The 26,034-nt window shown below is 73.3% G+C and carries 25 protein-coding genes; 12 read left to right on the forward strand and 13 right to left on the reverse strand.

All coding sequences use genetic code 11. From position 1 onward, the window contains the following. Positions 1–8 precede the first annotated feature (8 nt). The 6 genes from ABZ564_RS04820 to ABZ564_RS04845 form a co-directional block, all read right to left on the reverse strand. A complete protein-coding gene (locus ABZ564_RS04820; RefSeq protein WP_360849475.1) occupies positions 9–440 on the reverse strand; it encodes a S24/S26 family peptidase in 432 nt (143 codons plus the stop codon). Next, entirely contained in the window at positions 437–1,108 is a 672-nt protein-coding gene (locus ABZ564_RS04825; RefSeq protein WP_360849478.1) for an ABC transporter ATP-binding protein, read from the reverse strand. Before ABZ564_RS04825 ends, ABZ564_RS04820 begins: the two co-directional genes overlap by 4 nt. After that, positions 1,105–2,973, reverse strand: a complete 1,869-nt coding sequence (locus ABZ564_RS04830) for an ABC transporter ATP-binding protein (RefSeq protein ID WP_360849481.1) — start codon at positions 2,971–2,973, stop codon at positions 1,105–1,107. The genes ABZ564_RS04825 and ABZ564_RS04830 overlap by 4 nt, the downstream gene beginning before the upstream one ends. After that, the gene (locus tag ABZ564_RS04835; RefSeq protein ID WP_360849484.1) at positions 2,970–3,509 is read right to left on the reverse strand and encodes a redoxin domain-containing protein; all 540 of its coding nucleotides are present in this window, start codon (positions 3,507–3,509) and stop codon (positions 2,970–2,972) included. Before ABZ564_RS04835 ends, ABZ564_RS04830 begins: the two co-directional genes overlap by 4 nt. Before the next feature lie 204 nt (positions 3,510–3,713). Beyond that, entirely contained in the window at positions 3,714–6,380 is a 2,667-nt protein-coding gene (locus tag ABZ564_RS04840; protein ID WP_360849487.1) for an FtsX-like permease family protein, read from the reverse strand. Positions 6,381–6,456: 76 nt separating this feature from the next. Continuing rightward, positions 6,457–6,681, reverse strand: coding sequence for a hypothetical protein (locus tag ABZ564_RS04845; protein ID WP_360849490.1), 225 nt, complete (start codon positions 6,679–6,681; stop codon positions 6,457–6,459). A gap of 373 nt (positions 6,682–7,054) precedes the next feature. On the opposite strand from ABZ564_RS04845, the gene ABZ564_RS04850 reads away from it, so the two are divergent. The 3 genes from ABZ564_RS04850 (at position 7,055) to ABZ564_RS04860 (ending at position 9,071) form a co-directional block, all read left to right on the forward strand. Next, positions 7,055–7,837, forward strand: a complete 783-nt coding sequence (locus ABZ564_RS04850; RefSeq protein WP_360849925.1) for an SGNH/GDSL hydrolase family protein — start codon at positions 7,055–7,057, stop codon at positions 7,835–7,837. Between the two features lie 194 nt (positions 7,838–8,031). Continuing rightward, a complete protein-coding gene (locus ABZ564_RS04855) occupies positions 8,032–8,295 on the forward strand; it encodes a hypothetical protein (protein ID WP_164640855.1) in 264 nt (87 codons plus the stop codon). Between the two features lie 167 nt (positions 8,296–8,462). Continuing rightward, positions 8,463–9,071, forward strand: coding sequence for a TetR/AcrR family transcriptional regulator (locus ABZ564_RS04860; RefSeq protein ID WP_360849494.1), 609 nt, complete (start codon positions 8,463–8,465; stop codon positions 9,069–9,071). Positions 9,072–9,159: 88 nt separating this feature from the next. Here ABZ564_RS04860 and ABZ564_RS04865 read toward each other — a convergent pair whose 3' ends face one another. The 3 genes from ABZ564_RS04865 to hmgA form a co-directional block, all read right to left on the reverse strand. Next, positions 9,160–10,389: a type ISP restriction/modification enzyme gene (locus ABZ564_RS04865; protein ID WP_360849497.1), complete on the reverse strand. Its 1,230-nt coding sequence runs from the start codon at positions 10,387–10,389 to the stop codon at positions 9,160–9,162. Between the two features lie 112 nt (positions 10,390–10,501). After that, on the reverse strand, positions 10,502–11,287 hold the full coding sequence (locus ABZ564_RS04870) for a GntR family transcriptional regulator (protein WP_360849500.1): 786 nt from the start codon (positions 11,285–11,287) through the stop codon (positions 10,502–10,504). A gap of 43 nt (positions 11,288–11,330) precedes the next feature. After that, the gene (hmgA, locus tag ABZ564_RS04875; RefSeq protein WP_360849503.1) at positions 11,331–12,659 is read right to left on the reverse strand and encodes a homogentisate 1,2-dioxygenase; all 1,329 of its coding nucleotides are present in this window, start codon (positions 12,657–12,659) and stop codon (positions 11,331–11,333) included. A gap of 419 nt (positions 12,660–13,078) precedes the next feature. On the opposite strand from hmgA, the gene ABZ564_RS04880 reads away from it, so the two are divergent. From ABZ564_RS04880 to ABZ564_RS04890, 3 genes are all read left to right on the forward strand, one after another. Further along, a complete protein-coding gene (locus ABZ564_RS04880) occupies positions 13,079–14,440 on the forward strand; it encodes an ABC transporter ATP-binding protein (RefSeq protein ID WP_360849506.1) in 1,362 nt (453 codons plus the stop codon). A 120-nt stretch (positions 14,441–14,560) separates the two neighbouring features. Beyond that, positions 14,561–15,955, forward strand: coding sequence for an aldehyde dehydrogenase family protein (locus ABZ564_RS04885; RefSeq protein WP_360849509.1), 1,395 nt, complete (start codon positions 14,561–14,563; stop codon positions 15,953–15,955). Between the two features lie 38 nt (positions 15,956–15,993). After that, the gene (locus tag ABZ564_RS04890; RefSeq protein ID WP_360849512.1) at positions 15,994–17,073 is read left to right on the forward strand and encodes a Zn-dependent alcohol dehydrogenase; all 1,080 of its coding nucleotides are present in this window, start codon (positions 15,994–15,996) and stop codon (positions 17,071–17,073) included. On the opposite strand, the gene ABZ564_RS04895 is transcribed toward ABZ564_RS04890, so the two are convergent. Further along, positions 17,070–17,723 (reverse strand): TetR/AcrR family transcriptional regulator C-terminal domain-containing protein, encoded by a 654-nt coding sequence (locus tag ABZ564_RS04895; RefSeq protein WP_360849515.1) that lies wholly within the window; start codon positions 17,721–17,723, stop codon positions 17,070–17,072. The two genes, ABZ564_RS04890 and ABZ564_RS04895, sit on opposite strands and share 4 nt — an antisense overlap. 62 nt (positions 17,724–17,785) lie before the next feature. On the opposite strand from ABZ564_RS04895, the gene ABZ564_RS04900 reads away from it, so the two are divergent. The 3 genes from ABZ564_RS04900 (at position 17,786) to ABZ564_RS04910 (ending at position 19,996) form a co-directional block, all read left to right on the forward strand. Continuing rightward, positions 17,786–18,937 carry an acyl-CoA dehydrogenase family protein gene (locus ABZ564_RS04900; RefSeq protein ID WP_360849518.1) on the forward strand — a complete coding sequence of 384 codons (1,152 nt, stop codon included), beginning with the start codon at positions 17,786–17,788 and terminating at the stop codon, positions 18,935–18,937. 59 nt (positions 18,938–18,996) lie between these two features. Then, positions 18,997–19,287, forward strand: coding sequence for a YiaA/YiaB family inner membrane protein (locus ABZ564_RS04905; RefSeq protein ID WP_360849520.1), 291 nt, complete (start codon positions 18,997–18,999; stop codon positions 19,285–19,287). Between the two features lie 85 nt (positions 19,288–19,372). Further along, a complete protein-coding gene (locus ABZ564_RS04910; RefSeq protein WP_136204106.1) occupies positions 19,373–19,996 on the forward strand; it encodes a TetR/AcrR family transcriptional regulator in 624 nt (207 codons plus the stop codon). Positions 19,997–20,069: 73 nt separating this feature from the next. On the opposite strand, the gene ABZ564_RS04915 is transcribed toward ABZ564_RS04910, so the two are convergent. After that, a complete protein-coding gene (locus tag ABZ564_RS04915; protein WP_360849524.1) occupies positions 20,070–20,531 on the reverse strand; it encodes a MaoC family dehydratase in 462 nt (153 codons plus the stop codon). 130 nt (positions 20,532–20,661) lie between these two features. On the opposite strand from ABZ564_RS04915, the gene soxR reads away from it, so the two are divergent. Then, complete coding sequence (gene soxR, locus ABZ564_RS04920) at positions 20,662–21,177, forward strand: redox-sensitive transcriptional activator SoxR (RefSeq protein ID WP_360849527.1); 516 nt, start codon at positions 20,662–20,664, stop codon at positions 21,175–21,177. Between the two features lie 111 nt (positions 21,178–21,288). Here soxR and ABZ564_RS04925 read toward each other — a convergent pair whose 3' ends face one another. Both ABZ564_RS04925 and ABZ564_RS04930 read right to left on the reverse strand, forming a co-directional pair. Then, entirely contained in the window at positions 21,289–21,900 is a 612-nt protein-coding gene (locus ABZ564_RS04925; RefSeq protein ID WP_360849530.1) for a hypothetical protein, read from the reverse strand. A 206-nt stretch (positions 21,901–22,106) separates the two neighbouring features. After that, positions 22,107–23,393 carry a DUF1343 domain-containing protein gene (locus ABZ564_RS04930; protein ID WP_360849533.1) on the reverse strand — a complete coding sequence of 429 codons (1,287 nt, stop codon included), beginning with the start codon at positions 23,391–23,393 and terminating at the stop codon, positions 22,107–22,109. A 184-nt stretch (positions 23,394–23,577) separates the two neighbouring features. Between ABZ564_RS04930 and ABZ564_RS04935 the strand changes: the two genes are divergently transcribed. Continuing rightward, positions 23,578–24,342: an SDR family oxidoreductase gene (locus ABZ564_RS04935; RefSeq protein ID WP_360849537.1), complete on the forward strand. Its 765-nt coding sequence runs from the start codon at positions 23,578–23,580 to the stop codon at positions 24,340–24,342. Beyond that, the gene (locus ABZ564_RS04940) at positions 24,339–25,997 is read left to right on the forward strand and encodes an AMP-binding protein (protein ID WP_360849540.1); all 1,659 of its coding nucleotides are present in this window, start codon (positions 24,339–24,341) and stop codon (positions 25,995–25,997) included. Before ABZ564_RS04935 ends, ABZ564_RS04940 begins: the two co-directional genes overlap by 4 nt. The last annotated feature ends 37 nt before the right edge of the window (positions 25,998–26,034 follow it).

Consider the following 26,034-nt stretch of genomic DNA (forward strand, 5'->3'; position numbering starts at 1 on the left):
CGCCCGGGTCACCCCAGCGTCCGTACCACCGACCCCAGCACCTGGTCCATCGGGCAGGGCCCGTACCGCCGTGAGTCCTCGCTGTGCGGGCTGTCGCCGACCACCGCCAGGCAGCCGGCCGGCACCGGTGCGCCAGCGAACCGCTCGCCCTCCAGGGCCACCGCCCGCTTGATGTACCACTCGGTCGCCCCCAGGTCCCGGGTGACCGGAGCCTTCCCCCGCCAGGCCGTGTCCGGGTCGGGGCAGGCGACCACGACGATGCCGTCCCTCCGCACGCCCCGCGTGCCGCGCCGGATCAGCACCCGGGTGCCGGGGCGCAGGGCCGGCATCATGCTGTGCCCGCGCACCGTCACGGCGACGTACGTGTGCCGCACCCACCACGCGGCGAGCGCGGCCGCCACGCAGACGGCCACGGCGCACACCGGCGTCACGCCCGTCACGAGATCCGTCCGTCCCGCACCTGGACCACCCGGTCGCAGCGCTCCACCACATGGGCGTCATGGGTGGCCAGCACCACCGTGGCGCCGTGGCGTTCGCGCAGCCCGGTCAGCAGGTCGAGGACGTCCTCACCCGCCCGCGAGTCCAGGTTCCCCGTCGGCTCGTCCGCGAGGATCAGCCGCGGACCGCCGATCAGGGCGCGGGCGATGGCCACCCGCTGCTGCTGACCGCCCGACAGCTTCGAGGGCAGCGACTGCTCCCGGCCCTCAAGACCGACCGAGGCCAGCAGTTCACGGGCCCGGGCCCGCCGGTCGAAGTCCACCCGGTGCGGCAGCACCGGCGCGATGACGTTGTCCAGCGCGGTCAGCGCGGGCAGCAGATGGAACCGCTGGAACACGAATCCCACCCGGCGCCGGTAGGCCGCCAGCTGTGCGCGGTTCATCGAGGTGACGCGCTCCCCGCCGACGTCGATGGTCCCCGCATCGGGCCGGTCGAGCGCCCCCAGCAGGTACAGCAGGGTGGACTTGCCCGAACCCGAGGGCCCGGTGAGCGCCACGAGCTCGCCCCGGGCGATCTCCAGGTCCACCCCGTCGCAGGCGCGGACCGGCGAACCGGAACCGGCCCCGTACGTCTTGCAGAGGGAGCTCACCTCGATCATCGCGGCGCTCACACCTCCACCTCCCTGTTCTCCGTGTATCCGGACGCCTGAAGGGTGAAGAGCCTCGCGTACTCGCCCTGCAGGTCCATCAGTTCGTCATGGCTGCCGCACTCCCGTGTCCGGCCGTCCTCCAGGACCACGATGCGGTCCGCCCGGCGTACCGTGCCCAGCCGGTGGGAGATCAGCAGACTGGTCGTCCCCTCCCGATGGGCGCGCAGCCGCTCGTGCAGGTGCTGCTCGGCCGCGGCGTCGAGACCGGCGCTCGGCTCGTCCAGGACCAGCAGGTCGCGGCCCTCGCGGAGCATGGCGCGGGCCAGGGCGAGGCGCTGCCACTGCCCACCGGACAGGGTGACGCCCACCGCGTCCGGGTCCTTCTCGTCCGCCTCCGGGAAGATGCGGGACAGCATCGTGTCGTAGCCGCGCGGCAGCCGGGAGACGAAGTCGTGCGCGTCCGCCCGGCGCGCGGCCCCGGAGATCCGCTCCGGGTCGCCGAGGTGGCGCAGGTCGCCCATCGCGATGTTGTCCGTCACCGACAGGTCGTAGGCGACGCGGTCCTGGAACACCGCGCTGATCCGCTCCCGCAGTTGCACCGGGTCCATGGCACGGATGTCCGTGCCGTCCCACCTGACGGTGCCGCGCGTGGGGTCGTACAGCCGGCACAGGAGCTTGACCAGGGTGCTCTTGCCCGCCCCGTTGAGGCCCACCAGGGCGACCGACTCGCCGCGCGCGAGGGTCAGGCTCACCCCGCGCAGCACCCACGGGCCGTCCTCCCCGTACCGGAACCAGACGTCTTCCAGTTCGATGCCCTCGCGCAGCGGCGGTACGGGAAGCGGCTCGGCCGGCACCGGAAGGTCGGTGGGCAGCCGCCCGATGTCGACGTAGTGACGGAAGGTCAGCAATGCCTGGTAGCCGCTGGTGACATGGAGGACGGCGGAGGCCAGGACCCCCTGCACCCCGGCGGACGCGCCGATGAACGCCGACACGTCGCCCACGCCGAACCGTTCGGTCTGCGCGCCGTGGATCATCCAGGCGAGCCCGCACGCCGCGATGACGCCGCTCAGTGCGGAGGTCGGGGCCTGGAAGGCCAGCACCCGGCGGTCCAGCCGCTCCTCCGCGGCGTTGATGTCCCGCGTCTCGGTGTTCATCCGGCCGAGGAGGAAGCCGCCGGCGCCGAACAGCCGGACCTCCTTCACGGCGGCGAGGTCCAGCATCATGCTCTGGTAGAACAGCTGGCGGCGGTTGCGCGGACTGATCGTCCACATCAGCCGGGCCCGCCTGCGGCTGAGCGACACCTGCACGAAGAGGGCGGGCACCGCCGCGGCGACGGTGACCGCCGTCAGCCAGGGCGAGACGGCCGACAGGACCACGGCGAGCCCCGTCACGGCGGTGGCCTGCTGCACCAGACCGAACAGCGCCGTGGTGATCCGGTCGGGCGCCCCGGTCGCCGAGTCCTGCGCCAGTCGCAGCCGGTCCAGGAACTCCGGGTCCTCGAAACGGGACAGCCCGACGAACCCCTCCACCTTGCCGTACAGCTCCTGCTGCGCCCGGTAGGAGATCCCGCGCCGCAGCCGGGCCCCGGCGTAGTCGGAGGCGTACGGAAGCACCGCCAGCAGGGTCCCGCACAGGCCGAGCCCCACCACCAGGGCCATCGGCGGCAGCCCGCCGGGCGGGGTGCCGTACTGCACGGAGTCGAACAGCCGCTTGGTGAGCAGCGTGACCCCGGCGGGCAGCAGTCCCTGGACCAGGGTCAGCAGGATCTGGCAGACGAAGGCTCCCGGCCCCGCCCGCCAGGTCAGGGCCAGGGCCGCGCCCGCGCCGGTGACCAGTCCGCGCGGACCGCCCAGCCGGTGGACGGCCGGCTCCCGGCCCGCGGTCACGCCGGGAGGCCTTCCAGGACGGGATGGGTCCCGGCCTGGGCGTAGGTGACCGTGCCGTCGGGGTCCGTCATCACGGTGGTCGGCGTCGCCCGGATCGAGTACAGCGTGGAGAGCGGGCCCCCGGTCTCCTCCACGACGACGGTCGCGAGGTCCGCGAGTGGTGCCGCCATCCTCCGGGCGTCCTCCGCGTCACCGGCGATGACCACCAGCATCTGGGCGGCGTCCATGCCCGTCCGCCGGGCGAACTCGGGAAGGTCGCCCACCGCCGTGGTGCAGGCGGAGCAGTCCGTGGACAGGAAGGTGAGCGCGGCCTGCCGGCCCTTCAGCAGCCCCTCGGAGACCGGCTCGCCGGCCACCGTGACGGCCGTGAAGCCCGGGATCACCGAACCGGTCTCCGGCCCCGAGTCGATCGCGCCGAAGGGCTGCCGCCGCTCGGACTCGTGCCGGCGCAGCCGCCTGATCACCGCGAGGGTCAGCATCAGGTTGAGTACGGTGACGGCTCCCACGAGCACGAGCCCGACGGTCAGAGAGATCATGCCCATTCCTCTTTCATGAGAACTTCGGATTTTCATGAGAACTTCGGAAGACCGGAGATGTCGTCGTACAGAGCGGTCACGGCGGTGACGGCCACCGCCGCCGTCGCACAGATCGCGAGGGCGGAGTCCGCCGGGCCCCGGGAAGACCCGGCAGGACGCCGGAGGGCGCCCGCCGCACGGTCGGTACGGCGTACGCCATGGCGCTCACTCCTCCGCCAGCAGCCGGGCGGTGGGGTGCCGCCGCTGGATCAGTACGGGGACGAAGCCCGCCGCCGCGGACAGCGCCGTGCCCGCGGCCACCACCCCGCACGCGGGCAGCGCCAGGGCCGTCCAGCCGCCCGGCGACAGCCGGAGGGCGGCCGCCCCGCCGAGCAGCACCCCGCCCAGCGACCCCAGCAGCCCGATGAGCGTGCCCTCCAGGAGGACCAGCCGGGTCACCATCCGGTCGCCCCAGCCGACCGCCCGCAGCAGGGCGAACTCGGCGGCCCGCTCCTGGACGCCGAGGTACAGCACATCGCCCACGGCCACGACGGACAGCACCGCCATGGTCACCACCGCCGCCACGTCGGCCGAGCGCACCTGTACGGAGATCGTCTCGCCCAGGAGCGATCCGGCGAGCGTCCCGCGGAAGGCGTAGGCCGCCGCCAGGAGCAGCAGGGTCGCGGCGGTCGCCGTCGCCACGGCCGCGGCGCCCAGCAGACTGCGCCCCCTGGCGCGTACCGCGTTGGCGACGGCCAGGCCGGTCACTCCGGCGAACATCCGGGCCCGGCCGCCGGTGGCGACGGCCGGGCGCAGCGCGGTGACGGGCTGCACCCGGGACGCGAGCCAGGCCGGCACCGCACCGCTCGCCGCCGCGACGGCCAGCGCCACGGGGACGGCGGCGAGTACGTGACCGGCCGGGGCGTCCACCCCGAGCGCCCGCCCGGCCCCCCATGCCACGGCGGCGCCGAGCACCCCGGCCACCGCGCCGAGCAGCAGCAGTTCGCCCAGGACGACGCCGAACAGGTGCCTGCGCCGCCATCCCACCGCGGTGAGCAGCCCCCACTCGGCCCGGCGCGTCCGTACGGAGGACGCCGCGGCGTTCGCGACGAACAGCACGCACACCACCAGGACCAGACCGAGGAGGACCAGCGACTTGGTGTCGGAGGCCCGGATGATCCGCGCGGCCACGTTTTTTCTGCTCCACCACTCGGTGAGCGCGAGTGCGGGCCGGCCGTTGTCGCCGGCGGGCAGTTCGACGGTGAGCGGGGCGGGTGACGAGCCGAGCGTGATGTCCACCCGCAGCCCGGGGATGCGGCCGACGGCCTCGGCGGCCAGCCGGACCCGCTCCCGGGAGACGGCGTCGGCGCCGGTCACCCCGGCCACCCGGACCCGGATCGCCGAGATGGGCGCGGTGGCCTGTCCGGACGTCAGATAGCCGTGGTCGCCGAGCCAGTCGGCGGCCGCCATCGAGGTCAGCAGCAGGGGCGGTTGCTGGATGTAGGAGGTCGGCGACGAGGCGGGGCGCAGGGCCTCGCCGCCGAGGAGCTTCTGGGACCGCGCGTCGGCGCCGGTGAGCGCCGGCTGCGCGTACGTGCCGAGCGGCACTCTGCTCGCCGCGTCGAACTCCGGCAGCCGCCCCGGGTCGAACGAGCCGACGACCTCGGGCAGCGCGGACGGCCGCTCGCCCTGTTCCCCCTGCGGTACGAGCGAGCGGAACCAGACGTCCTGGCCGTCGAGCGGCAGCGCGGCGGCCTCCCCGTCGGGGCGGCGCACGGTCCGGGGCCGTACGGTGCCGTCCCCGTCCGTCTCGTAGGTGACGGGACCGGTGGCCCGGAGCGAGCCCAGCACGGCCTCGCTCCGTTCACCGACCTCGTGTTCCAGCTGCCGGGACCCGGCGTCGAACCGCTTGCTCAGGAGGGTGTGGTCGTCGCCCTTCCGGGTGAGGGTGACGGCGACCTCCAGATCGCCGGGGGCGTCGGCGGACCGCAGCATCGGCAGGACCGCCCCCGGGGCCTCGTCGCCTTGGCCGGGCACCTGCCGGGGCGGGGCGGACGTGAGGTAGCGGCCCTCCGTCACGGCGGCTCGGAGGCCGAAGAGTTCGGCCTCCGCCTCGGGGTCGATGCCCGCGATCACGTAGGACACCGGGAAGGCGAAGACGACGCGGGTCCACGGTCCGGAGCGGCGCGCCGCGGGCTGTTCGCCGCGGGCCGTGATCCCCGACCAGGACAGGCAGGTGACGGCGTGGCTGAGTCCGGTGGACTGCTCCTCCGCCCGGAGCCCGCCCTCGCACACCTCGCGGCGTTCGCCGGAGGGCAGCACCTCGAAGTAGCGGTTGGTCAGGTACTCGGCCCTGCCGTCGGCCTCCTGACGGACCACCCGTTCTCCGGGGCGCGTCTCCAGCGGGTACGGGGTGAGGAAGACGGTGTGCGGCTGCTGCGCGATGGTGGACAGGCCGCGGTCGTAGTGCCAGGTCCGGCCGAGTTCGTACGTGCCCCGGGTGCCGCGGGGAAGCAGCTTGGCGAGGTCGATGCTCACCGAGCCCGGTTCGGTGGCGTACCCGAGCACCTCCAGCGGGGCCGCGACCTCGACGCCCGGCACCCGGCGTACGGCGGCGAGCTGGGAGCGGGTGAGACCGCCGTAGACGTCGGAGAGCGAGTTGGGGCGGATCAGTCCCTGCTCGGTCTCCAGCTCCTGCGCCGCGCCCCGGGGACGTATCAGCAGGTCGTACGCGCCGCGGCTCTCGCCGACCGTGCCGGTGACGGTGAGCCGGGCGGACTCGGTGGTGGCCGACAGGACGGCGAACGAGGAGACCGCGACCAGGATCCCGACGAGCAGGGCCAATGAGCGCGCCCAGTGGCTCAGCAGCTGGTGGCGCATCAGACGCAGCACGAGGCCTCCTCGTCGGGATCCGTTCGGTGGGACGGGCGGTCAGCCGCAGGCCGCGCCGGTCAGGGCGCGGGCGGGGTCAGCAGTAGTTGCCGCAGAACTTCCAGCTGCCGCAGTACGGGGCGGAGCAGCCGCTGCCGCCCGCCAGGTAGCAGCACCGCGCGAACTGCCGGATGCCCATCTCGCACTTGTACTGCTTGTACGAGGAACAGCCGGTGCCGCAGGTGACACAGGCGGCCTGCGCGTCGGCTTCGGGCACCAGTGCGCGGAGCAGGGTGTCACCGAGTCCGGTCAGGAACTTCACGGGATTCGCCTCTTCTCGTCGGTGCGCCTCGGTCGGAGCGCGGCGGCCCGGCACGGCGGTGCGGGCCGCGGCGGCCCGGCACGCCCGCGAGGGCGCGCGGTGCCGCCGCGATGCGCCGGGAGCCGCAGGAGGTGACTCCTGTCCGCGGGGCATTGGCGTAGACCAATGGAGTAGACCATCCCGTCCGGTCAGCTGCAACCCCGATGCGGAAACGGGTAGTTGGGGTGACCGGTGGTCATGGAGCCGTTGAGAAAAGCTCATCCGTTCGACTTGGCATGAGCACTTCCGAAAGTGCCGTCCGCGCTGCTACCACTGAGTAGGCAGAGATCCTGCCGGCCGGCCCAAGGGAGATTCCGTGAAACTGTCCAGACTCGTGGCCTTCTCGTCCTCACTTCTGCTCGGCGCCGTCATCGCCCTGACCGGGGCGGCCACCGCGAACGCCGCCTCGTCCGTCGACTACGTCGCCCTCGGCGACTCGTACTCCTCGGGCGTCGGCTCCGGGAGCTACATCGGCTCCAGCGGCGACTGCAAGCGCAGCACCCTCGCCTATCCCTCCCTCTGGGCCTCCGCCCACGCGCCCGCCTCCTTCTCCTTCACCGCCTGCTCGGGCGCGCGCACCGGCGATGTGATCGCCAATCAGCTCGGGCCGCTCAACTCCTCCACCGACCTCGTCTCGATCTCCATCGGCGGCAACGACGCCGGCTTCTCCGACGTCATGACGACCTGCGTCCTCCAGTCGGAGGCCACCTGCCTCACCCGCATCGCGACCGCCCGCAGTTACGTGGACACCACGCTGCCCGGCAAGCTGAACTCGGTGTACGACGCGATCAAGGCCAAGGCGCCCGCCGCCCATGTGGTCGTCCTCGGCTACCCGCGCTTCTACAAGATCGGCGGCAGCTGCGTCGTCGGGTTGAGCGACAAGGTGCGCACCGCCATCAACAGCGCCGCCGACTACCTCAACGCGGCCACCGCCAAGCGTGCCGCCGACCACGGCTTCAGCTTCGGCGACGTCGCCGGCACGTTCACCGGTCATGAGATCTGCTCGGGAAGCGCCTGGCTGCACAGCCTCAACTGGCTGAACATCGGCGAGTCGTACCACCCCTTCGCCGCCGGCCAGTCCGGTGGCTATCTGCCCGTCCTCAACGCGCTCGACTGACCGGAGGCGCGCCCCGCCGTGGGCGCGCCATCCGCCGGCCGGCTAACTCGCCCCGGAATCGGGTGGATTCCTCGACGGCGCGTCAACCTCCGCACATGTGTACGCAATCCCGCGTCCGGGATACACGAGTGTCGGTGGCAGACGATAGGGTTAACCTGCCCGGGCCGAGTGCCCTCGTACGGGTGGGGAGTGACATGGAACAGATAACGGTGCGCAGCAGGGCGCGCGTGCCTGCCATTACATGCGGGAGCGGTGCGACGAGTTCGCGCCTCGACCGCCATCTCGCGGTGCTGGGCGGCCCCGTCGTCCCGCAGCGCGAGTCCGCGGAGGCGACGCTGTTGATGCGCGAGCTGACTTCGCGCGACGCCGGGCACACCCGGCGCAGCAGGAGCGCACGGGTCTCGCTCTTCGCGCCGCTGCGCCGGCTGCGGCGCTCGCTCTTCGGCAGCCGCCGCTGACGCGAAGGGCGTTCCTGGTTCACGCATCGCGCTGCTGCCCGCTCTTCCGTCATCCCCGGAGCCGGCAGTGGCGCGTCGCCGTGTCCGCGCCCGGCCGCGTCCTCTGTCCGAGGGGTCCACCTGGGTGCCGAGGTAATTCGGTGCCGAAGTACTTCTACACTGTGCGCATGCCCGAGAAGCGAGCCGCGCGCCTGCGCCCCGACGAACGAAGGGCGCAATTGGTGGCGATTGGCGTGGACATGCTCTCCGGCTGCTCCCTGGACGAGCTCTCCACCGATGCCGTGGCCCGCCGCGCCGGTATATCGCGGGGTCTGCTCTTCCACTACTTCGACTCCAAGCGCGACTTCTACCGGTCCGTGGTGCGCCAGGAGTGCGACGACTTCGCCGCCGCCACCGAACCGGACGCCTCGCTGGACCCCGCCCCCTGGCTGCGCGCGTTCATCACCGGCTTCGTCGCGTACGTCACCGGGCGCCGCAAGGTCTACGGCGCCCTCGTCCGGGGCGGATCCGGCAGCCACCCCGCCGTCGAGGACATCGTCGAGGCCACCCGCGCCACCCTGGCCCACCGGGTGGCGGAGGGTCAGCGGCGGCTGGGAATGCCGCAGTCGCCCCGGCTGACCCTGGCCGCCCGGGCCTGGCTCGCCTTCGCCGAGGAGGCCGTCACCAGCTGGCCGCTGGAGGAGCCGGACGCCTCCGAAGAGCTGGCCGCCTTCCTGGAGTCCGGCTTCGTCCGCCTGCTGGGTTCCCTGGACCGGCCGGCCTCCCTGCCGGACTGAGTCCGGGGCGGCGCCGCGGGCCCGAGCGCGGAGCCCCGGTCGCCGCCCCACCGAGGGTCCGGCCGGCCCGGGGCCCCGGCCGCCCCGCTCACAGCAGTGCGAACTGCCCGTCAGGGCCCTCCTCCTGGTGGTCCAGCACGGACGCGGGCCGCCGTGCCGCCTCCGCGACCGGCAGCACCCCCGCCGCGCGCAGCTCCTCGGCGCCGGGCCCCGGTCCCGCCGCGAGCGCGTGGGCCAGCTCCTCCTGACGGGGCCGCAGTCCGGCGAGGAGCGCGAGCAGCGTGATCAGCTCCAGCAGCTCGGAGGTCCACTCCTGCGGCCAGGCCCGGGGGCGCACCGCCTCAAGACCCGCCGCCCCGGACACCGCCGTCCGACGCCCGAACCACAGCTCCAGCACCCGGACACCGCTCACCCGGAACTCCCACGCACCGGCGGGCACCGGCGAGATGCGGCCCGAACCGAGGTGGAGCACCCGCTCCCCGGCGTCGTACGACAGGAGCGCCGGGTCCGGCGGGACGGCGGCCCGCACATAGGGGCGCTGCCCGCCCGGCAGCCGGGGGCGCTCCGCCCCGCGCGCCCCGCGCAGCTGGAGCCGCAGCAGCTCGCGCCCCAGCGCGACCCCCGCCGACCAGCGCGCGGTGTCCGCCGGGAGCGCGACCACGCAGCCGGCCGGCGAGGGACGGGCCGCCGCCAGAATCCAGGCGAGCACCGACTCGGCGGTGACCGCGTCCCCGTACCGGGCCCGCAGCACGGCGAGCAGCCCGGGAGCGAGATTGGGTTCGAGGCCCCCGGGGCGGCGGTACAGCGGGCGGACGCGGCCGGGGCGGCCGGCGGGGGAGTGGCCGTCGGGCAGCAGCGTCGTCACCGAGACGGCGGGGCCCGGATCCTGGGGCACCCGGCCGTGTTCGACGAGGAAGAGCTGGTGGTCGTCGGCGACCCGCCACAGTTCCGGCCGGGCCACGTCGATCAGGCGGTGATCGGGCAGCAGCCACTGCTCGTCGAACGGCCCGTGCAGCACCCGCACCGGCTCCGGGCAGGGGCCCGACTCGCGGGCGAAGCGGCCGGTGGCGCCGGACCGGCCGGGCAGGGCGGTCACGGCGGTGTGCTGCGTACGGGCGCGGGTCGGGGCGAACAGCCGCTCGCGCTCCTCGCCGGACGCCCGCACGAGACGGTCCCAACGGGCCCGAAGGGACGCCGCGTCGGGGGCGGTCACCCAGGGGCGCCCGGTGCGCAGCGGCCGTACGGACCAGGGCATGAGGTCGTCGAGGAGGAGGCCGCGCGGACCCCCGTCGGACCCGGCCGCTGCCGGTGCTGCCACCGTCCCGCCCCCCCCCGCCTGCCGCGCCCGCCGCCTTCCCCGGCATCGTAACGGCGTCGGCGGGCCCGGCGGCAGGGCGTCCGACCGGTCCGGAGCGCCCCCGTGGAACGCCTCAGTGCGCCTCCACCGTCACCGAGAACGAGAAGCGGTCCCCCCGGTAGCGGATCTGCGCCACGTCCACCACCCGGCCGCCCTCGTCGTACGTGATACCCGTGTAGTACAGGATCGGGCTCAGCAGCGGAACGCCCAGCAGTCCGGCGGTGGCCGGGTCGGCGAGCCGGGCCTCGACCGTGTCGGTGATCCGGGAGATCGGGACACCGACCCGGTCGCGCAGCACCTTGGTCATCGGCCACCGGTCGAGGTCCGCCGCGTCGAGACCGGCCGCGACCTCGGGGTGCACCCAGTTCTGCGCCCAGTTGGTCGGCTCGCCGCTCGCCTCGTCGCACCGCAGCCGGCGGTAGCCGACGACCTCGGCGCAGCCCGGGAAGTGCTCGGCCACCTCGCCCGGCACCGGGACCGGGCCGTGGTCGAGCAGCGTGGAGCGCTCGCCCGACTGCTGGGCCACGATCGCGTCGATCGAGCCGAGCAGCCGGACCGGCGAGCTCCGGCGGGCGCGCGGCTCGATGAACGTGCCGCGCCGCCGGTGCCGGCTGATCAGGCCCTCCGCCTCCAGCTCCTTCAGCGCCTGGCGCATGGTCAGGACGCTGACCCCGTAGTGCGCCGCGAGCTGCTCCTCGGTGGGCAGCCGCAGCGTGGCGTCCGGGGCGCGGCCCAGTATCGACGCCCGCAGCGACTGCGAGACCTGGTACCACAGCGGCAGCTTGCGGTTCAGGACCAGCGAGTCGGGAGCGAAGGCGCTGCCCCGGGACGCGGGGGTGTTCTGAGCGGGCTGCGGCACCTGGTTCTCCTGCGTGTGTCGTGGCCGGCCCCGGCGGGCTCCGTCACGGCCTGAAGTTGCGGCTCAGACCCTGCCACACGTCGTCGTAGCCGTGCTGCAGATGGTCCGCCGTCGCCGCCTGCGCGGTCGCGGTGACCGGCCAGCGGGTCTCGAACATGAAGGCCAGACCGTCGTCGATCTTCTGCGGCTTCAGCTCGGCGGCGCTCGCCCGGTCGAAGGTCTCCCGGTCCGGCCCGTGCGCCGACATCATGTTGTGCAGCGAGCCGCCGCCCGGGACGAAACCGCCCTTGCCGGCCGTCTTCGCGTCGTACGCGCCCTCGATCAGGCCCATGTACTCGCTCATCACGTTGCGGTGAAAGTACGGCGGACGGAAGGTGTCCTCGCCGACCAGCCAGCGCGGCGCGAACACCACGAAGTCGACTCCGGCCAGGCCCGGCGTGTCCGACGGCGAGGTCAGCACCGTGAAGATCGACGGGTCCGGGTGGTCGTAGCTGATCGAGCCGATGACGTTGAAGCGGTGCAGGTCGTAGACGTACGGGGTGTGGTTGCCGTGCCAGGCGACCACATCGAGCGGGGAGTGGTCGTACGTGGCCGTCCAGAGGTTGCCGCAGTACTTGTTGACCACCTCGACCGGACGCTCCACGTCCTCGTACGCGGCGACCGGGGCGAGGAAGTCCCGCGCGTTGGCCAGGCCGTTGGCGCCGATCGGGCCGAGGTCCGGGAGGACGAAGGGGCGGCCGTAGTTCTCGCAGACGTACCCGCGCGCGGTGGCGTCGAGCAGCTCCACCCGGAAGCGGACGCCGCGCGGGATCAGGGCGACATGGCCGGGCTCGGCACGCAGCAGGCCCAGTTCGGTGCGCAGGAGCAGGCCGCCGTGCTGGGGGACGATCAGCAGCTCGCCGTCGCTGTCGCTGAACACCCGGTCCGTCATGGCCGCGTTCGCGTGGTAGAGGTGCACGGCCATGCCGCTGCGCTGCGCCGCGTCGCCGTTGCCGCCCAGGGTCCACAGGCCGGACACGAAGTCCGTGCCGGGCGCGGGCTCCGGGAGCGGGTCCCAGCGCAGCCGGTTCGGGTCGGGCACGGTCTCGGTGAACGGGGCGGTGCGAAGCGAGCCGTTGTCCGTCCGGACGAACGGGGGGTGGGCGGCCGAGGGGCGGATGCGGTACAGCCAGGTGCGCTGGTTGTGGGCGCGGGGCTCGGTGAACGCCGAACCGCTCAGCTGCTCCGCGTAGAGCCCCAGCGGGGCGCGCTGCGGGGAGTTGCGCCCGTGCGGGAGCGCCCCCGGCACCGCCTCCGAGCTGTGCTGATTGCCGAAACCGGCGGAGTACTCAAGGCCCTCCGCCGTCTTCCTCGCCTGCTCGATGCCGCTCATGTGCGCTCCCGGTGAGAAGAAATCCTATGCATAACCGTAGGAATGGAAACGGGGCGAGTCAACGGCATTCGTCGTGCGGAAGGGGTGCAAAAAGCCGAACAGTGCCCCGCTTCCCTCCGCAGGTCGTGGTCACAGAGGCTTCCGGTGCTCCCGGCGGCACCCCCCGACGCTGCTCGGACCCGCCTTCCGCACCGGTCCCTCCGGGGCCGGCGCGCTCGTCGCGGAGACCCGCGAACCGATCCGCGCCTGCCTCGCGCGCAGGCCGGACCGAGCACGGAAAGGCCAGGTCGAAGCCGTGAACCGCCCCGGGAGACGGCCAAGTTTGCGCGAGACATTCCCTCACGGGGCGTAGTGGGTTAATTTCAGGCCACTGCTGCCGCTCCCCACCGCTCCATCACCATCCTTCCGGGCGGAACCACATGACTCGCGCCATCACTCTGAACAACGTAAGCAAGGCCTACGGGCGGTCCCCGCGCGCCGTCGACCGCCTCTCGCTCTCCATCGACCCGGGGGAGTTCGTCGTTCTGCTGGGCCCCTCCGGGTGCGGCAAGTCGACCGTGCTCCGCATGATCGCCGGCCTGGAGGACACCACCGAGGGCGAGATACTCCTCGACGGCGAACCGGCCGGCCACCTCACCCCGCGCGAACGCGGGATGTCCATGGTCTTCCAGAACTTCGCGCTCTACCCGACCATGACCAACCGGGCCAACATCGGCTTCCCGCTGAAGCTGGAGAACCCGCGCGCGGACCACAACGAGCGCATCGAGAACACGGCCAGGATGCTCGGCATCGAGCGCATCCTGGACCGGCTCCCCGGCCAGCTCTCGGGCGGCGAGCGCCAGCGGGTCGCCATGGGGCGGGCGATTTCGCGCCAGCCGTCCGCCTTCCTCATGGACGAGCCGCTCTCCAACCTCGACGCCAAGCTCCGCAACCACCTGCGCGCCGAGATAGCCCAGCTCACCAAGGAACTCGGCGTCACCACGGTCTACGTGACCCACGACCAGGCCGAGGCCATGTCACTGGGCCACCGGGTCGCCGTCATGCGCGGCGGGATCCTCCAGCAGGTCAGCCCGCCGCGCGAGGTCTACGGACTGCCGGAGAACGTGTTCGTCGCCGCGTTCATCGGGACCCCGAGGATCAACCTCATCCAGGCCGTCGTGCACGCGCCGCTGGAGGGCCGGATGTCGATCGACCTGGGCCGCCAGCGCCTTCCGCTGTCCGAACCGCTCAGCCCCGACCACCAGCTGCTGCGCATCCAGCAGGGCCGCCCGATCATCGTCGGGCTGCGCTCGGAGGCGGTCCGGATCGCCCCGCCCAGCCAGGCCCGCCCGGGCGAGGTCGCGCTCAGCGGCATCGTCGAGCACGTCGAGTACCAGGGCCACGAGGCGCTGGTCCACCTCAACACCGGCTCGCGGCCCGCCGTGGTGCCGGAGCTGGAATCGGCCCGCACCGACCGGGGCCCGGTGCGCAGGCGGCGCACGGGCCAGGGCGGCAGCGGGGTGCTGGAGCGGATCAAGGGGCGCGCCACCTCCTACGTCGGCGGCGGCTCCGTCGCCGTCCTGGACGCGCCGGAGGCGGACGACCTGCCGCCGGGCGTGCGCAGCCCGGACCGCCCGGCCGTCACCTCCAGCGACCTCGTCGTCCGGACCGGGCCCGACATGATGCTGCGCACCGGCGGGCAGGTGCCGCTGCTGGTCGACCTCGCGCACCTGTACGTCTTCGACCACCAGGGCCGCCGCATCTGCCCGCTGCCGAAGGACGTCCCGGGGCTGGACATGTAGGGCACTGCCGGGCGAGACACGTGACGGCGGTCTCCGGGAGCTCTCTGGCGCCTGAAAACTAACAGCGCTAGTTTGGGCTCCGGACGATCCCGTCCGTCACCGTGCCCGGGAGGAACAGCGATGAAGGCCCACGACGGTATGTACATCGGCGGCGCATGGCGGCCCGCCGCGGGAACGGACACGATCGCGGTCGTGAATCCGGCGGACGAGCAGGTCATCGGCCACGTGCCGGCCGGCACCGCCGAGGACGTCGACGCCGCGGTACGTGCCGCGCGCGCCGCCTTCCCCGGCTGGGCCGCCACCCCGCCCGCCGAGCGCGCCGCCCGCATCGCCGCGCTCCGCGACGTGCTGGGCGTCCGCGCGGAGGAGATCGCCGAGACGGTCACCGCCGAGCTGGGCGCCCCGCCCGCGCTGGCCCTGGCCGTGCACGCGAGCCTCCCGGTCCTGGTCGCGGGGACCTACGCCGACCTCGCCGCCACGTACGCCTTCGTGGAGCAGCACGGCAGTTCGACGGTGTACCTGGAGCCGGTCGGCGTCGTCGGCGCGATCACCCCGTGGAACTACCCGCTGCACCAGATCGTCGCCAAGGTGGCCCCCGCGCTGGCCGCCGGCTGCGCGGTCGTCCTCAAGCCCGCCGAGGACACCCCGCTGACCGCGCAGCTCTTCGCCGAGGCGGTCGCCGAGGCCGGGCTGCCCGCGGGCGTGTTCAACCTGGTCACCGGCCTCGGCCCGGTCGCCGGGCAGGCCCTCGCCGAGCACGAGGACGTCGACCTGGTCTCCTTCACCGGCTCCACCGCGGTCGGCCGCCGCATCGGCGCCCTCGCCGGCGGCGCGGTCAAGCGCGTCGCGCTGGAACTGGGCGGCAAGTCCGCCAACGTCATCCTCCCCGGCGCCGACCTCGCCAAGGCGGTCAACGTCGGCGTGGCCAACGTGATGTCCAACTCCGGCCAGACGTGCAGCGCCTGGACCCGGATGCTGGTGGACGCGGAACGGTACGAGGAGGCCGTGGCGCTCGCGGCTGCGGCCGCCGCCAAGTACGTGCCCGGCGAGCGGGTCGGCCCGCTCGTCAACGCCGAGCAGCGGGCCCGGGTGCGCGGTTACATCGAGAAGGGCGTCGAGGAGGGCGCCCGCCTCGTCGCCGGCGGCCCCGAGGCCCCGCTGCCCACCGGCTACTACGTCAGCCCCACCGTCTTCGCCGACGTCACGCCGGAGATGACCATCGCCCAGGAGGAGATCTTCGGCCCGGTCGTCTCGATCCTGAAGTACGAGGACGAGGCGGACGCGCTGCGCATCGCCAACGGCACGGTGTACGGGCTCGCGGGCGCCGTCTGGGCCGCCGACGACGAGGCGGCCGTGGCCTTCGCCCGCCGGATGGACACCGGCCAGGTCGACATCAACGGCGGCCGCTTCAACCCGCTCGCGCCCTTCGGCGGCTACAAGCAGTCCGGCGTCGGCCGCGAACTCGGCTCCCACGGTCTGGCCGAGTACCTCCAGACCAAGTCCCTCCAGTTCTGAACCCCCGTACCGCCCACCGATCAGCAAGGAGCCAGTCCGTGGTCCGTGCCGCCGTACTGTCCGCCGTCGGAGCTCCCCTGGAGATCACCGACATCGTCCTGCCGGAGCCCGGCCCCGGCCGGGTGCGCGTCCGCCTGGCCGCCGCCGGGGTCTGCCACTCCGACCTCTCGCTGTCCAACGGCACGATGCGGGTGCCCGTCCCCGCCGTCCTCGGCCACGAGGGCGCCGGCACCGTCGTCTCGGTCGGCGAGGGCGTCACCCATGTCGCCCCGGGCGACGGCGTCGTCCTCAACTGGGCCCCCTCCTGCGGCAGCTGCCACCACTGCGGGATCGGCGAGGTCTGGCTCTGCGCGGGCGCCCTGGCCGGCGCGGCGGACCTGCACGCCCGCACGGCCGGCGGCACCGAGCTGCACCCCGGGCTGAACGTCGCCGCCTTCGCCGAGGAGACCGTCGTCGCCGGGAACTGCGTGCTGCCCGCCCCGGACGGCATCCCGCTCACCGACGCGGCGCTCCTCGGCTGCGCGGTGCTCACCGGCTACGGCGCCGTCCACCACAGCGCCCGGGTGCGGGCGGGGGAGTCCGTCGTGGTGTTCGGCATCGGCGGCGTCGGGCTCGCCGTGCTCCAGTCCGCCCGGATCGCCGGCGCCTCGAAGATCATCGCGGTGGACGTGTCCCCGGAGAAGGAGGAACTGGCCCGCCGCGCGGGCGCCACCGACTACGTCGTCGCCTCGGACACCACGCCCCGCGACATCCGGAAGCTCACCGGGGGTCAGGGCGCGGACGCGGCCGTCGAGTGCGTGGGCCGGGCCGCCACCATCCGCGGCGCCTGGGAGTCCACCCGCCGGGGCGGCCGCACCACGGTCGTCGGCATCGGCGGCAAGGACCAGCAGGTCACCTTCAACGCCCTGGAGATCTTCCACTGGGGCCGGACCCTGACGGGCTGCGTCTACGGCAACAGCGACCCGGCCCGCGACCTGCCGGTGCTGGCCGACCACATCCGGGCGGGCCGCTTCGACCTCTCCATGATGGTCACCGAACGGATCGGCCTGGACGGCATCCCGGCGGCCTTCGACCACATGATCGCGGGCAGGGGCGGCCGGGCGCTGGTGGTGTTCTAGGGCGTGTGGGCGGGCTCCAGCTGCGCGTACTGCAGTTCGAGCCCGTCCACCAGCGCCCGCAGCCCGGTCTCGAAGGCCCCCTCGTCCACCCGCTGACGCCGCTCGGCCAGCAGGTGCGCCTGGCCCAGGTGCGGGTAGTCGGCGGGGTCGTACGCGGTCTCGTCGTCCACGAACCCCCGGGCGAAGGAGCCGAGCGCCGAGCCGGTGATGAAGTAGCGCATCAGTGCGCCGATGTACGTGGCCTGGGCCGGCGGCCACCCCGCGCGGACCATGGCCCCGAACACCGCGTCCGCGACCCGCAGGCCGGCCGGGCGGCGGCCGGGGCCCTGGGCGAGCACCGGGACGATGTGCGGGTGCGCGGCGAGCGCCGCCCGGTAGGAGATCGCCCAGTCGTGCAGGGCGGCCCGCCAGTCACGGGGATCGGACTCCTCGAACATCGACAGGTCGACCTGCGCGGAGACGGCGTCGGCGACCGCGTCCAGGATCTCGTCCTTGTTGCGGAAGTGGTTGTACAGCGAGGGCCCGCTGACCCCCAGCTCGGCCGCCAGACGGCGGGTCGACACGGCGTCGAGCCCTTCGGCGTCCACGAGGGCGCTCGCCGTGTCGACGATGCGTTCTCTGCTCAGGAGGGGCTTGCGCGGGCGGGCCATGCGGCACATAGTAGGCCTGCCACATAAAACTAGCAGTGCTAATTAAAGGGAGGGTGCGGCCGATGAACCTGGAGCTCAGCGAGGAGCAGGAAGCGGTCCGGCAGCTCGCCAGGGACTTCGTCGCCCGCGACGTCACCCCGTACGCGGCCGAGTGGGACCGGTCCGAGAACGTCGACAAGTCGATCGTGAAGAAGCTGGGCGCCCTCGGCTTCCTCGGCCTGACCGTCCCCGAGGAGTACGGCGGCTCGGGCGGCGACCACCTCGCGTACTGCCTGGTGACCGAGGAGCTGGGCCGGGGCGACTCCTCGGTGCGCGGCATCGTCTCGGTCTCCCTCGGCCTGGTCGCCAAGACCGTCGCGGCGTGGGGCGACGAGGAGCAGAAGCGGCGGTGGCTGCCCCGGCTGACCTCGGGCGACGCGGTCGGCTGCTTCGGGCTGACCGAGCCCGGCACCGGATCGGACGCGGGCGGGCTGACGACCAGGGCCGTGCGGGACGGCGGGGACTACGTCATCAACGGCGGCAAGATGTTCATCACCAACGGCACCTGGGCCGACGTGGTGCTGCTCTTCGCCCGTACCAACGACACCCCCGGCCACAAGGGCGTCTCCGCCTTCCTGGTCCCCGCCGACACCCCCGGCCTCACCCGCCGCACCATCCACGGCAAGCTCGGCCTGCGCGGCCAGGCGACGGCGGAGCTGGTCCTGGAGGACGTCCGGGTGCCCGCGAGCGCCCTGATGGGCCCCGAGGGCAAGGGCTTCTCCATCGCCATGTCCGCCCTGGCCAAGGGGCGGATGTCGGTGGCGGCCGGCTGCGTCGGGATCGCCCAGGCCGCCCTGGACGCCGCCGTGGGATACGCGGGCGAGCGCGAGCAGTTCGGCAGGCCCATCGCGGGCTACCAGCTCGTCCAGGAACTCCTCAGCGACATCTCCGTGGACGTGGAGGCCGCGCGCCTGCTGACCTGGCGCGTCGCCGACCTCGTCGACCGGGGCCGGGACTTCGCCACCGCCGCGTCACGCGCCAAGCTCTTCGCCTCCGAGGCCGCCGTCCGCGCCGCGAGCAACGCGCTCCAGGTCTTCGGCGGCTACGGCTACATCGACGAGTACCCGGTCGGCAAGCTGCTCCGGGACGCCCGCGTGATGACGCTCTACGAGGGCACCAGCCAGATCCAGAAGCTGATCATCGGCCGCGCCCTGACGGGGGTCTCGGCGTTCTGAGTATCTTCTGAGTATCCGAACGGATGTGGCGCGCGTCATACCGCCCGATGCTGGGCGCCATGAGTGAGACGACACCGGTCAAACAGCAGAACACCGCCGCCTTCTACGGGCAGGCCGTCGCGTCCTTCGGGGTGGCGATGGGCTCGGTGGCCCTCGGAATCTACTTCCTCGACGCGGACGCCTGGGTGCGCGGTTTCCTCGCCATCGGCGTCCTCTACCTGGTCACGTCCTGCTTCACCCTGGCCAAGGTCATCCGGGACCGGCAGGAGGCGGGCCAGCTGGTCAGCCGGGTCGACCAGGCCCGGCTGGAGAAGATCCTCGCCGAGCACGACCCGTTCCAGAAGCTCTGAGACCCGCCCCGCGGACGTTCCCCTAAGCGCTTGCTCAGGATCGGGGTATGGTGTTCGTCCTGGTGACTGAGAGGGGCGAGCGACGATGAGCACGGCGCAGGAGACCGACGCCGAGGACCCGCCGTGGGCCGAGGTGACGCCCGAGGCCGCCCGGCGGCTCCTCGTCGCGGCCGTCGACGCCTTCGCCGAGCGCGGGTACCACGCGACCACCACCCGGGACATCGCGGGCCGCGCCGGCATGAGCCCCGCCGCGCTCTACATCCACTACAAGACGAAGGAAGAGCTGCTCCACCGGATCAGCCGGATCGGCCACGATCGGGCCCTGGCTCTGCTGGAGTCGGCCGCCGACGGCGGTGGCACGGCCGCCGAGCGGCTCGCCTCCGCCGTACGGTCCTTCGTCCGCTGGCACGCCGAACGGCACACCACCGCCCGCGTGGTCCAGTACGAACTCGACGCGCTCGGCGAGGAACACCGCACCGAGATCATCGCGCTGCGCCGCAGGACCGACGCGGTGGTGCGCCGGATCATCGGTGAGGGCGTCGCTTCCGGCGAGTTCGACGTACCGGACGTGCCCGGGACCACGCTCGCGGTGCTGTCGCTCTGCATCGATGTGGCGCGGTGGTTCAACGCCCAGGGCAGCCGGACGCCCGACGAGGTCGGCGAGCTGTACGCCGGTCTGGTGCTGCGGATGGTCGCCGCCGAGCGCTGAGTACGAGCGCCGAGTGCGAGCGCGCCCCCGGTCCCTTCGTGGGGCCGGGGGCGTCCGCGTACGGGCGGCGGGTTCAGAAGTAGTAGCGCGACACCGACTCGGCCACGCACGCCGGCTTGTCGCCGCCCTCGCGCTCGACCGTGACGACGGCGGTGACCTGCACGCCGCCGCCCGCCTCCTCGACGCTCTTCAGGACGGCCGTCGCCCGCAGCCGCGAGCCCACGGGCACGGGGGAGGGGAAACGGACCTTGTTGGTGCCGTAGTTGATGCCCATCCTGGCGCCCTCGACCCCCATCACCTGCGGGACCAGCGCCGGCAGCAGCGAGAGCGTCAGATAGCCGTGCGCGATCGTCCTCCCGAACGGGCCGGCCGCCGCCTTCTCCGGGTCCACGTGGATCCACTGGTGGTCGCCGGTGGCATCGGCGAACAGGTCGATCCGCTTCTGGTCGACCTCGAGCCAGTCGCTGTACCCCAGCTGCTCACCCACGCCGTCCCGCAGCTCCTGCGCGGAGTTGAAGATCCTCGGCTCTGCCATGTCCCTGGTCCCTGCCTTCCCGCTCTGCCGTCGCTCGTCCACGCTGTCTAAGCGCTTGCTCAGCATGGTTGGCGGGTGCGTTCCTGTCAACGACGGACCGGCGGGGGACGGGCCACGTAGGCTTCGACGGGTGCCCCAGATCCCGCAGACACTTCATGAACTCACGGTCGGCCAGCTCTCCGCACGCAGCGGCGCCGCCGTGTCGGCCCTGCACTTCTACGAGGCCAAGGGCCTGATCAGCAGCCGTCGCACCAGCGGCAACCAGCGCCGCTACCACCGGGACGCCCTGCGCCGGGTCGCCTTCGTCCGAGCGGCCCAGCGGGTGGGCATTCCGCTGGCCACCATCCGCGAGGCGCTGGCCGAACTCCCCGAGGAGCGCACCCCGAACCGCGACGACTGGGCGCGGCTCTCCCGTACCTGGCGCTCCGAGCTGGACGACCGGATCAAGCAGCTGAGCCGGCTGCGCGACCACCTCACCGACTGCATCGGCTGCGGCTGCCTCTCGCTGGAGACCTGTGTCCTGTCCAACCCGGACGACATCAACGGCGAGCGGATCAGCGGCTCGCGCCTGATGCCGGAACACAAGACGGCGGGCCGTGAACCGGCCGGCCGCGCGACGGCGGAGAGCGCCGGCGGCTGCTGCTGAACGGTCCGCGCCGACGGGCGGCCGGCGGCGGCGGGAGACGCGCACGGCGGGCAGCGCGCGCCGGCGGTCCGGCCGCGCCGAGCGACCCGCGCGCGGCGGGCCGCTCGTGTCTCAGGCCACCGAGGCCAGATCACCGGCCCGGTCCCGACGGGCCCTCGCCAGCGCCGCCGGGGTGAGCACGGGCTGCGGCACCACGATCCCGCACCCCGTGCACACCGGCCCCGACCACGGCTCGCTGTGCAGGTCGTGCCGCCAGGTGATCCGGGTCCTGGCACACACCGGGCAGCCGGTGCCCGGCTCCGCCTCCAGGGCCGAGATCAGCCGGCCCAGCACCTCGGCGAGCGGCGCCGACGGGTGGACCGCCGGGTCGTCGCACCGCGCCACCCCGTTGCCGCCCCAGGTGCGCCGGTGCCAGTCGTCGAAGGCGCCCGGCCGGCGCAGCCCCCGGTGCTTCTCCCGCTTGCGGCGCTCCGCGAACCCCGCCTCGTAGCCGAGCCAGACCGCGCGGGCCCGCTCCAGCTCGTCCAGGGCCCGCACCAGGCGCACCGGGTCGGGGGCCCGGTCCTCGGGGTCCATGCCGTGCCGTGCGCACAGATGGTCCCAGGTCGCCCGGTGCCCGTAAGGGGCGAAGCGCTCCAGGCACTTGCGCAGCGAGTACCGCCGCAGCGCCAGGTCACTCCTCGGGTCGCGGACCTGTCTCGCCAGACTCCGGAAACCGGCCATTGAGTCGCCACCTCCGTCGCTCGTACTCCGTCGCCCGTATTTCGGCGTCAGGGTATGGACGTACGACTGCCCGGATCGGCTCCATCCAAGGCCGGTGATTCAGAGGTGCGCGGACCCGGCCGGCCGTCCCGGCCCGTCCGGAGACCGGGGACGGAACGGGCCGGCCGGGGCGGGGGCCGCGTCCGGCGGACCCGCCCCGGCATCCGTCACCGGTACTGCAGATACCGCTTCCGGATCGCCCGGAACGCGGCGAGGTCGGCCGCCCACGCGCCCACCACCTCGTCCACATCCGCCCCCGCGTCGATCATCGTGCGCACCCGCGTGTTGCCCGTGAGCTTGTCGATCCAGTTGTCCGACCGCCACGCGAACCCGCTCCACGTCCGCTTCGCCGTGATCAGCAGCGCGATCCCCGTACGCACCGGGTCGAAGAGCTCGCGGTCCTGGACGTGCACCTGCACCCCGCCCACGGTCTTCCCCTGGAACTTGGAGAACGTCGGCGCGAAGTACGCCTCGCGGAACGCCACCCCGGGCAGTTCCAGCGCGTTGGCCGCCTCCGCCCACCGGTGGTCGACGCCCTCCGCGCCCAGCAGCTCGAACGGCCGGGTCGTGCCGCGCCCCTCGGACAGGTTCGTCCCCTCGAACAGGCAGGTGCCGGAGTAGACGAGCGCCGTGTCGGGCGTCGGCATGTTGGGGCTCGGCGGCACCCACGGCAGGCCCGTCCCGTCGAAGAAGTCGGAGCGCGACCACCCCGACATCTTCACGATCTCCAGCTCGGCCGGCCGGTCCTTCAGGAACTCCCCGTTGAACAGCAGCGCCAGCTCGGTGACCGTCATGCCGTGCGCCTGGGAGATCTCCCGGCGGCCCACGAACGTGCCGAACGCCGGATCGAGCACGGGCCCGAGCGCCGCCCGCCCCGACACCGGGTTCGGCCGGTCCAGCACGACGAACCTCTTGCCCGCGAGCGCCGCCGCCTCCATGCAGTCGTACAGCGTCCAGATGTACGTGTAGAAGCGGGCGCCGGCGTCCTGGATGTCGAAGACGATCGTGTCCACGCCCGAGGCCGTGAAGACGTCGGCGAGCGCCTGACCGCTCTTCAGGTACGTGTCGTAGACCGGCAGCCCGGTCGCCGGGTCGTCGTAGCGGCCCTCCGAGCCGCCCGCCTGCGCGGTGCCCCGGAAGCCGTGCTCGGGACCGAAGACGGCGGTCAGATCCACCCGGCCGTCCGGGTGCATCACGTCCACGATGTGCCGGACGTCCGAGGTGATCCCGGTCGGGTTGGTGACGACGCCGACCCGCTGCCCCTTCAGCAGGGCGTAGCCGTCCGCCGCCAGCCGGTCGAACCCGGTGCGGACCGGCTGCCCGCTCCTGCCGCCGTGCCCGGGGCCCTTGCCGTGCGACGTGCCGGCCGCCGCGGGCCCGGCCGAAGCGGCCGTTGCCGCGAGGGCCCCCATCGCACCGCCGGCGGTCAGCAAACCACGCCTGGACAGGCTCATTCGGCTACCTCCAAGATCGCGAAGAGTGTCATGGTCACGCACGCTAGCGTGCGGACAGGCCCGGGGGAACGTGTCGGACGGGGTTGCCGCGCCAGGAGTGGCCGATGGGCGGCCCGCACCCCTTCCCTCGCGACATACCGACTGGTTAGTCTGCCGGTGCAGTCGGCTGAGAGGTGCGAGAGCGATGAGTACGGTGCAGGGCGCGGGCGTGGTGGTCACCGGGGCCGGAGGCGGCATCGGCGCCGCGCTCGCCCGCAGATTCGCCGCCGAAGGCGCACGGGTCGTCGTCAACGACCTCGACGGGTCCCGGATCGGGGCGCTCGCCGAGGAGACCGGCGCGATCGCGGTCGCCGGGGACGCCTCGCGGATCGTGGACGAGGCGCGGGACGCGCTGGACGGCACCATCGACGTCTACTGCGCCAACGCGGGCCTCGCCTCGCCCGGCGACCCGATGGCCGACGAGGAGGTCTGGGCCGCGGCCTGGGACGTCAACGTGATGGCCCACGTCCGGGCGGCCCGGGCGCTGCTCCCGGACTGGCTGGAGCGCGGCAGCGGCCGGTTCGTCTCCACCGCGTCCGCCGCCGGGCTGCTGACGATGATCGGCGCGGCCCCGTACAGCGTCACCAAGCACGGCGCGGTCGCCTTCGCGGAATGGCTCTCGCTGACCTACCGGCACCGGGGCGTCAAGGTCCACGCGATCTGCCCGCAGGGCGTGCGCACCGACATGCTCACGGCCTCCGGATCGGCCGGCGACCTCGTCCTCGCCCCCGGCGCCATCGAGCCCGAGGCCGTCGCCGACGCCCTGTTCGACGCCATGGCCGAGGACCGCTTCCTGGTCCTGCCCCACCCCGAGGTCGCCGGCTACTACGAAGCCAGGGCCTCCGACACCGACCGCTGGCTCCGCGGCATGAACCGCCTCCAGCGCACCTGGGAGGAGGCCGGAGCATGACCGACTCGATCTACGCGGCGAAGCCCTGGCTCCCGCTGCTCAGCGAGGCCCAGCGGGCCCCCGTCCACCCCGCCGAGACCCTGGTGCACGCCTTCCGCGCGTCGGTGGGCCGCACCCCGGACCACCCGGCGCTCGCCTACTTCGACGGACGCCTCACCTACCGCGAGACGGATCGGCTCTCCGACTCCGTGGCCGGCCACCTCGCCGCCCGGGGCCTGGAACGCGGCGACCGTGTCGCGATCATGCTCCAGAACTCCCCGCAGTTCGTCCTCGCCCTCCTCGGCGCCTGGAAGGCCGGCGCGACCGTCGTCCCGCTCAACCCGATGTACAAGTCCGCCGAGGTCGGCCACGTGCTCAAGGACGCCGAGGTCACGGCGCTGATCTGCTCCGACCGGGCCTGGGAGGCGTATCTGCGGGAGACCGCGGCCGGAGCCCCGTCCGTCCGGATCGCGCTCACCGCCTGCGAGCTGGACCTCCAGGCGGAGAACGACGAGCGGGTGCTGGGCTTCGAGCGGCTGCCCGCCGCCGAGGACGCCGACGATCTGGTGGCCGTCGCGCGGAAGGGCCTCGCGGCCCCCGCCGGCCGGGAACCCGCCGCCGCCGACACGGCGCTGATCAGCTACACCTCAGGGACCAGCGGCACCCCCAAGGGCGCCATGAACTCCCACGGCAACATCATGGTCAACGCGGAGCGCCAGCGCACCGGCCACCCCGTCGCCGAGGGCGCCGCCTACTTCGCGCTCGCCCCGCTCTTCCACATCACCGGCATGGTCTGCCAGCTGGCCGCCTGCCTCACCAACGCGGGCACCCTGGTCCTCGCCTACCGCTTCCACCCCGGGGTCGTCCTCGACGCCTTCGCCGAGCACCGCCCCGCGTACACCGTCGGCCCCTCGACCGCCTTCATGGCGCTGGCCGCGACCCCCGGCGTGACGCCCGAGCACTTCGCCTCCTTCGAGGTGATCTCCTCCGGGGGCGCGCCGCTGCCGCCCGCGCTCGTCGAGAAGTTCCGGGCGGACTTCGGCCCGTACCTACGCAACGGCTACGGCCTCACCGAGTGCACCGCCCCCTGCGCCGCCGTCCCCCCGGAGCGCGAGGCGCCCGTCGACCCGGTCTCCGGCACCCTCTCGGTCGGCGTGCCCGGCCCGGACACCGTCGTCCGGATCCTGGACGAGACCGGCGCGGAGGTGCCCTTCGGGGAGCTGGGCGAGATCGCGGTGCGCGGCCCGCAGGTCGTCTCCGGCTACTGGGGACTGCCCGAGGCCACCGCCGCCGCCTTCCCCGACGGCGAACTGCGCACCGGCGACATCGGCTTCATGGACCGCGAGGGCTGGCTCTACGTGGTCGACCGCAAGAAGGACATGATCAACGCCTCCGGCTTCAAGGTGTGGCCCCGCGAGGTGGAGGACGTCCTCTACACGCACCCGGCGGTGCGCGAGGCCGCCGTCGTGGGCGTGCCCGACGCCTACCGGGGCGAGACGGTCCGGGCCTACGTCAGCCTGCGCCCCGGCGCGACCGTGGAGCCGGAGGAGCTGGGCGCGTACTGCAAGGAACGGCTCGCCGCGTACAAGTACCCGCGCGAAGTCGAGATCCTGGCCGAGCTGCCCAAGACGGCGAGTGGGAAGATCCTCAGGCGGGAACTGCGTTCACCCCGCTAGCACAGACATACGCACACGCACGGAAGGAAGGCGGCGG

Origin of the sequence: Streptomyces sp. NPDC019224 (assembly GCF_040632605.1) — a bacterium.
Taxonomy (GTDB): domain Bacteria; phylum Actinomycetota; class Actinomycetes; order Streptomycetales; family Streptomycetaceae; genus Streptomyces.

What these genes read in the sequence shown, in the direction of transcription:
- ABZ564_RS04835 (WP_360849484.1), bottom strand. Translation starts at nt 3,509, where the DNA reads ATGATCTCTCTGACCGTCGGGCTCGTGCTCGTGGGAGCCGTCACCGTA.
- ABZ564_RS04855 (WP_164640855.1), top strand. Translation starts at nt 8,032, where the DNA reads ATGGAACAGATAACGGTGCGCAGCAGGGCGCGCGTGCCTGCCATTACA.
- ABZ564_RS04860 (WP_360849494.1), top strand. Translation starts at nt 8,463, where the DNA reads ATGCCCGAGAAGCGAGCCGCGCGCCTGCGCCCCGACGAACGAAGGGCG.
- hmgA (WP_360849503.1), bottom strand. Translation starts at nt 12,659, where the DNA reads ATGAGCGGCATCGAGCAGGCGAGGAAGACGGCGGAGGGCCTTGAGTAC.
- ABZ564_RS04880 (WP_360849506.1), top strand. Translation starts at nt 13,079, where the DNA reads ATGACTCGCGCCATCACTCTGAACAACGTAAGCAAGGCCTACGGGCGG.
- ABZ564_RS04885 (WP_360849509.1), top strand. Translation starts at nt 14,561, where the DNA reads ATGAAGGCCCACGACGGTATGTACATCGGCGGCGCATGGCGGCCCGCC.
- ABZ564_RS04895 (WP_360849515.1), bottom strand. Translation starts at nt 17,723, where the DNA reads ATGGCCCGCCCGCGCAAGCCCCTCCTGAGCAGAGAACGCATCGTCGAC.
- ABZ564_RS04900 (WP_360849518.1), top strand. Translation starts at nt 17,786, where the DNA reads ATGAACCTGGAGCTCAGCGAGGAGCAGGAAGCGGTCCGGCAGCTCGCC.
- ABZ564_RS04905 (WP_360849520.1), top strand. Translation starts at nt 18,997, where the DNA reads ATGAGTGAGACGACACCGGTCAAACAGCAGAACACCGCCGCCTTCTAC.
- ABZ564_RS04910 (WP_136204106.1), top strand. Translation starts at nt 19,373, where the DNA reads ATGAGCACGGCGCAGGAGACCGACGCCGAGGACCCGCCGTGGGCCGAG.
- ABZ564_RS04915 (WP_360849524.1), bottom strand. Translation starts at nt 20,531, where the DNA reads ATGGCAGAGCCGAGGATCTTCAACTCCGCGCAGGAGCTGCGGGACGGC.
- ABZ564_RS04925 (WP_360849530.1), bottom strand. Translation starts at nt 21,900, where the DNA reads ATGGCCGGTTTCCGGAGTCTGGCGAGACAGGTCCGCGACCCGAGGAGT.
- ABZ564_RS04930 (WP_360849533.1), bottom strand. Translation starts at nt 23,393, where the DNA reads ATGAGCCTGTCCAGGCGTGGTTTGCTGACCGCCGGCGGTGCGATGGGG.
- ABZ564_RS04935 (WP_360849537.1), top strand. Translation starts at nt 23,578, where the DNA reads ATGAGTACGGTGCAGGGCGCGGGCGTGGTGGTCACCGGGGCCGGAGGC.
- ABZ564_RS04940 (WP_360849540.1), top strand. Translation starts at nt 24,339, where the DNA reads ATGACCGACTCGATCTACGCGGCGAAGCCCTGGCTCCCGCTGCTCAGC.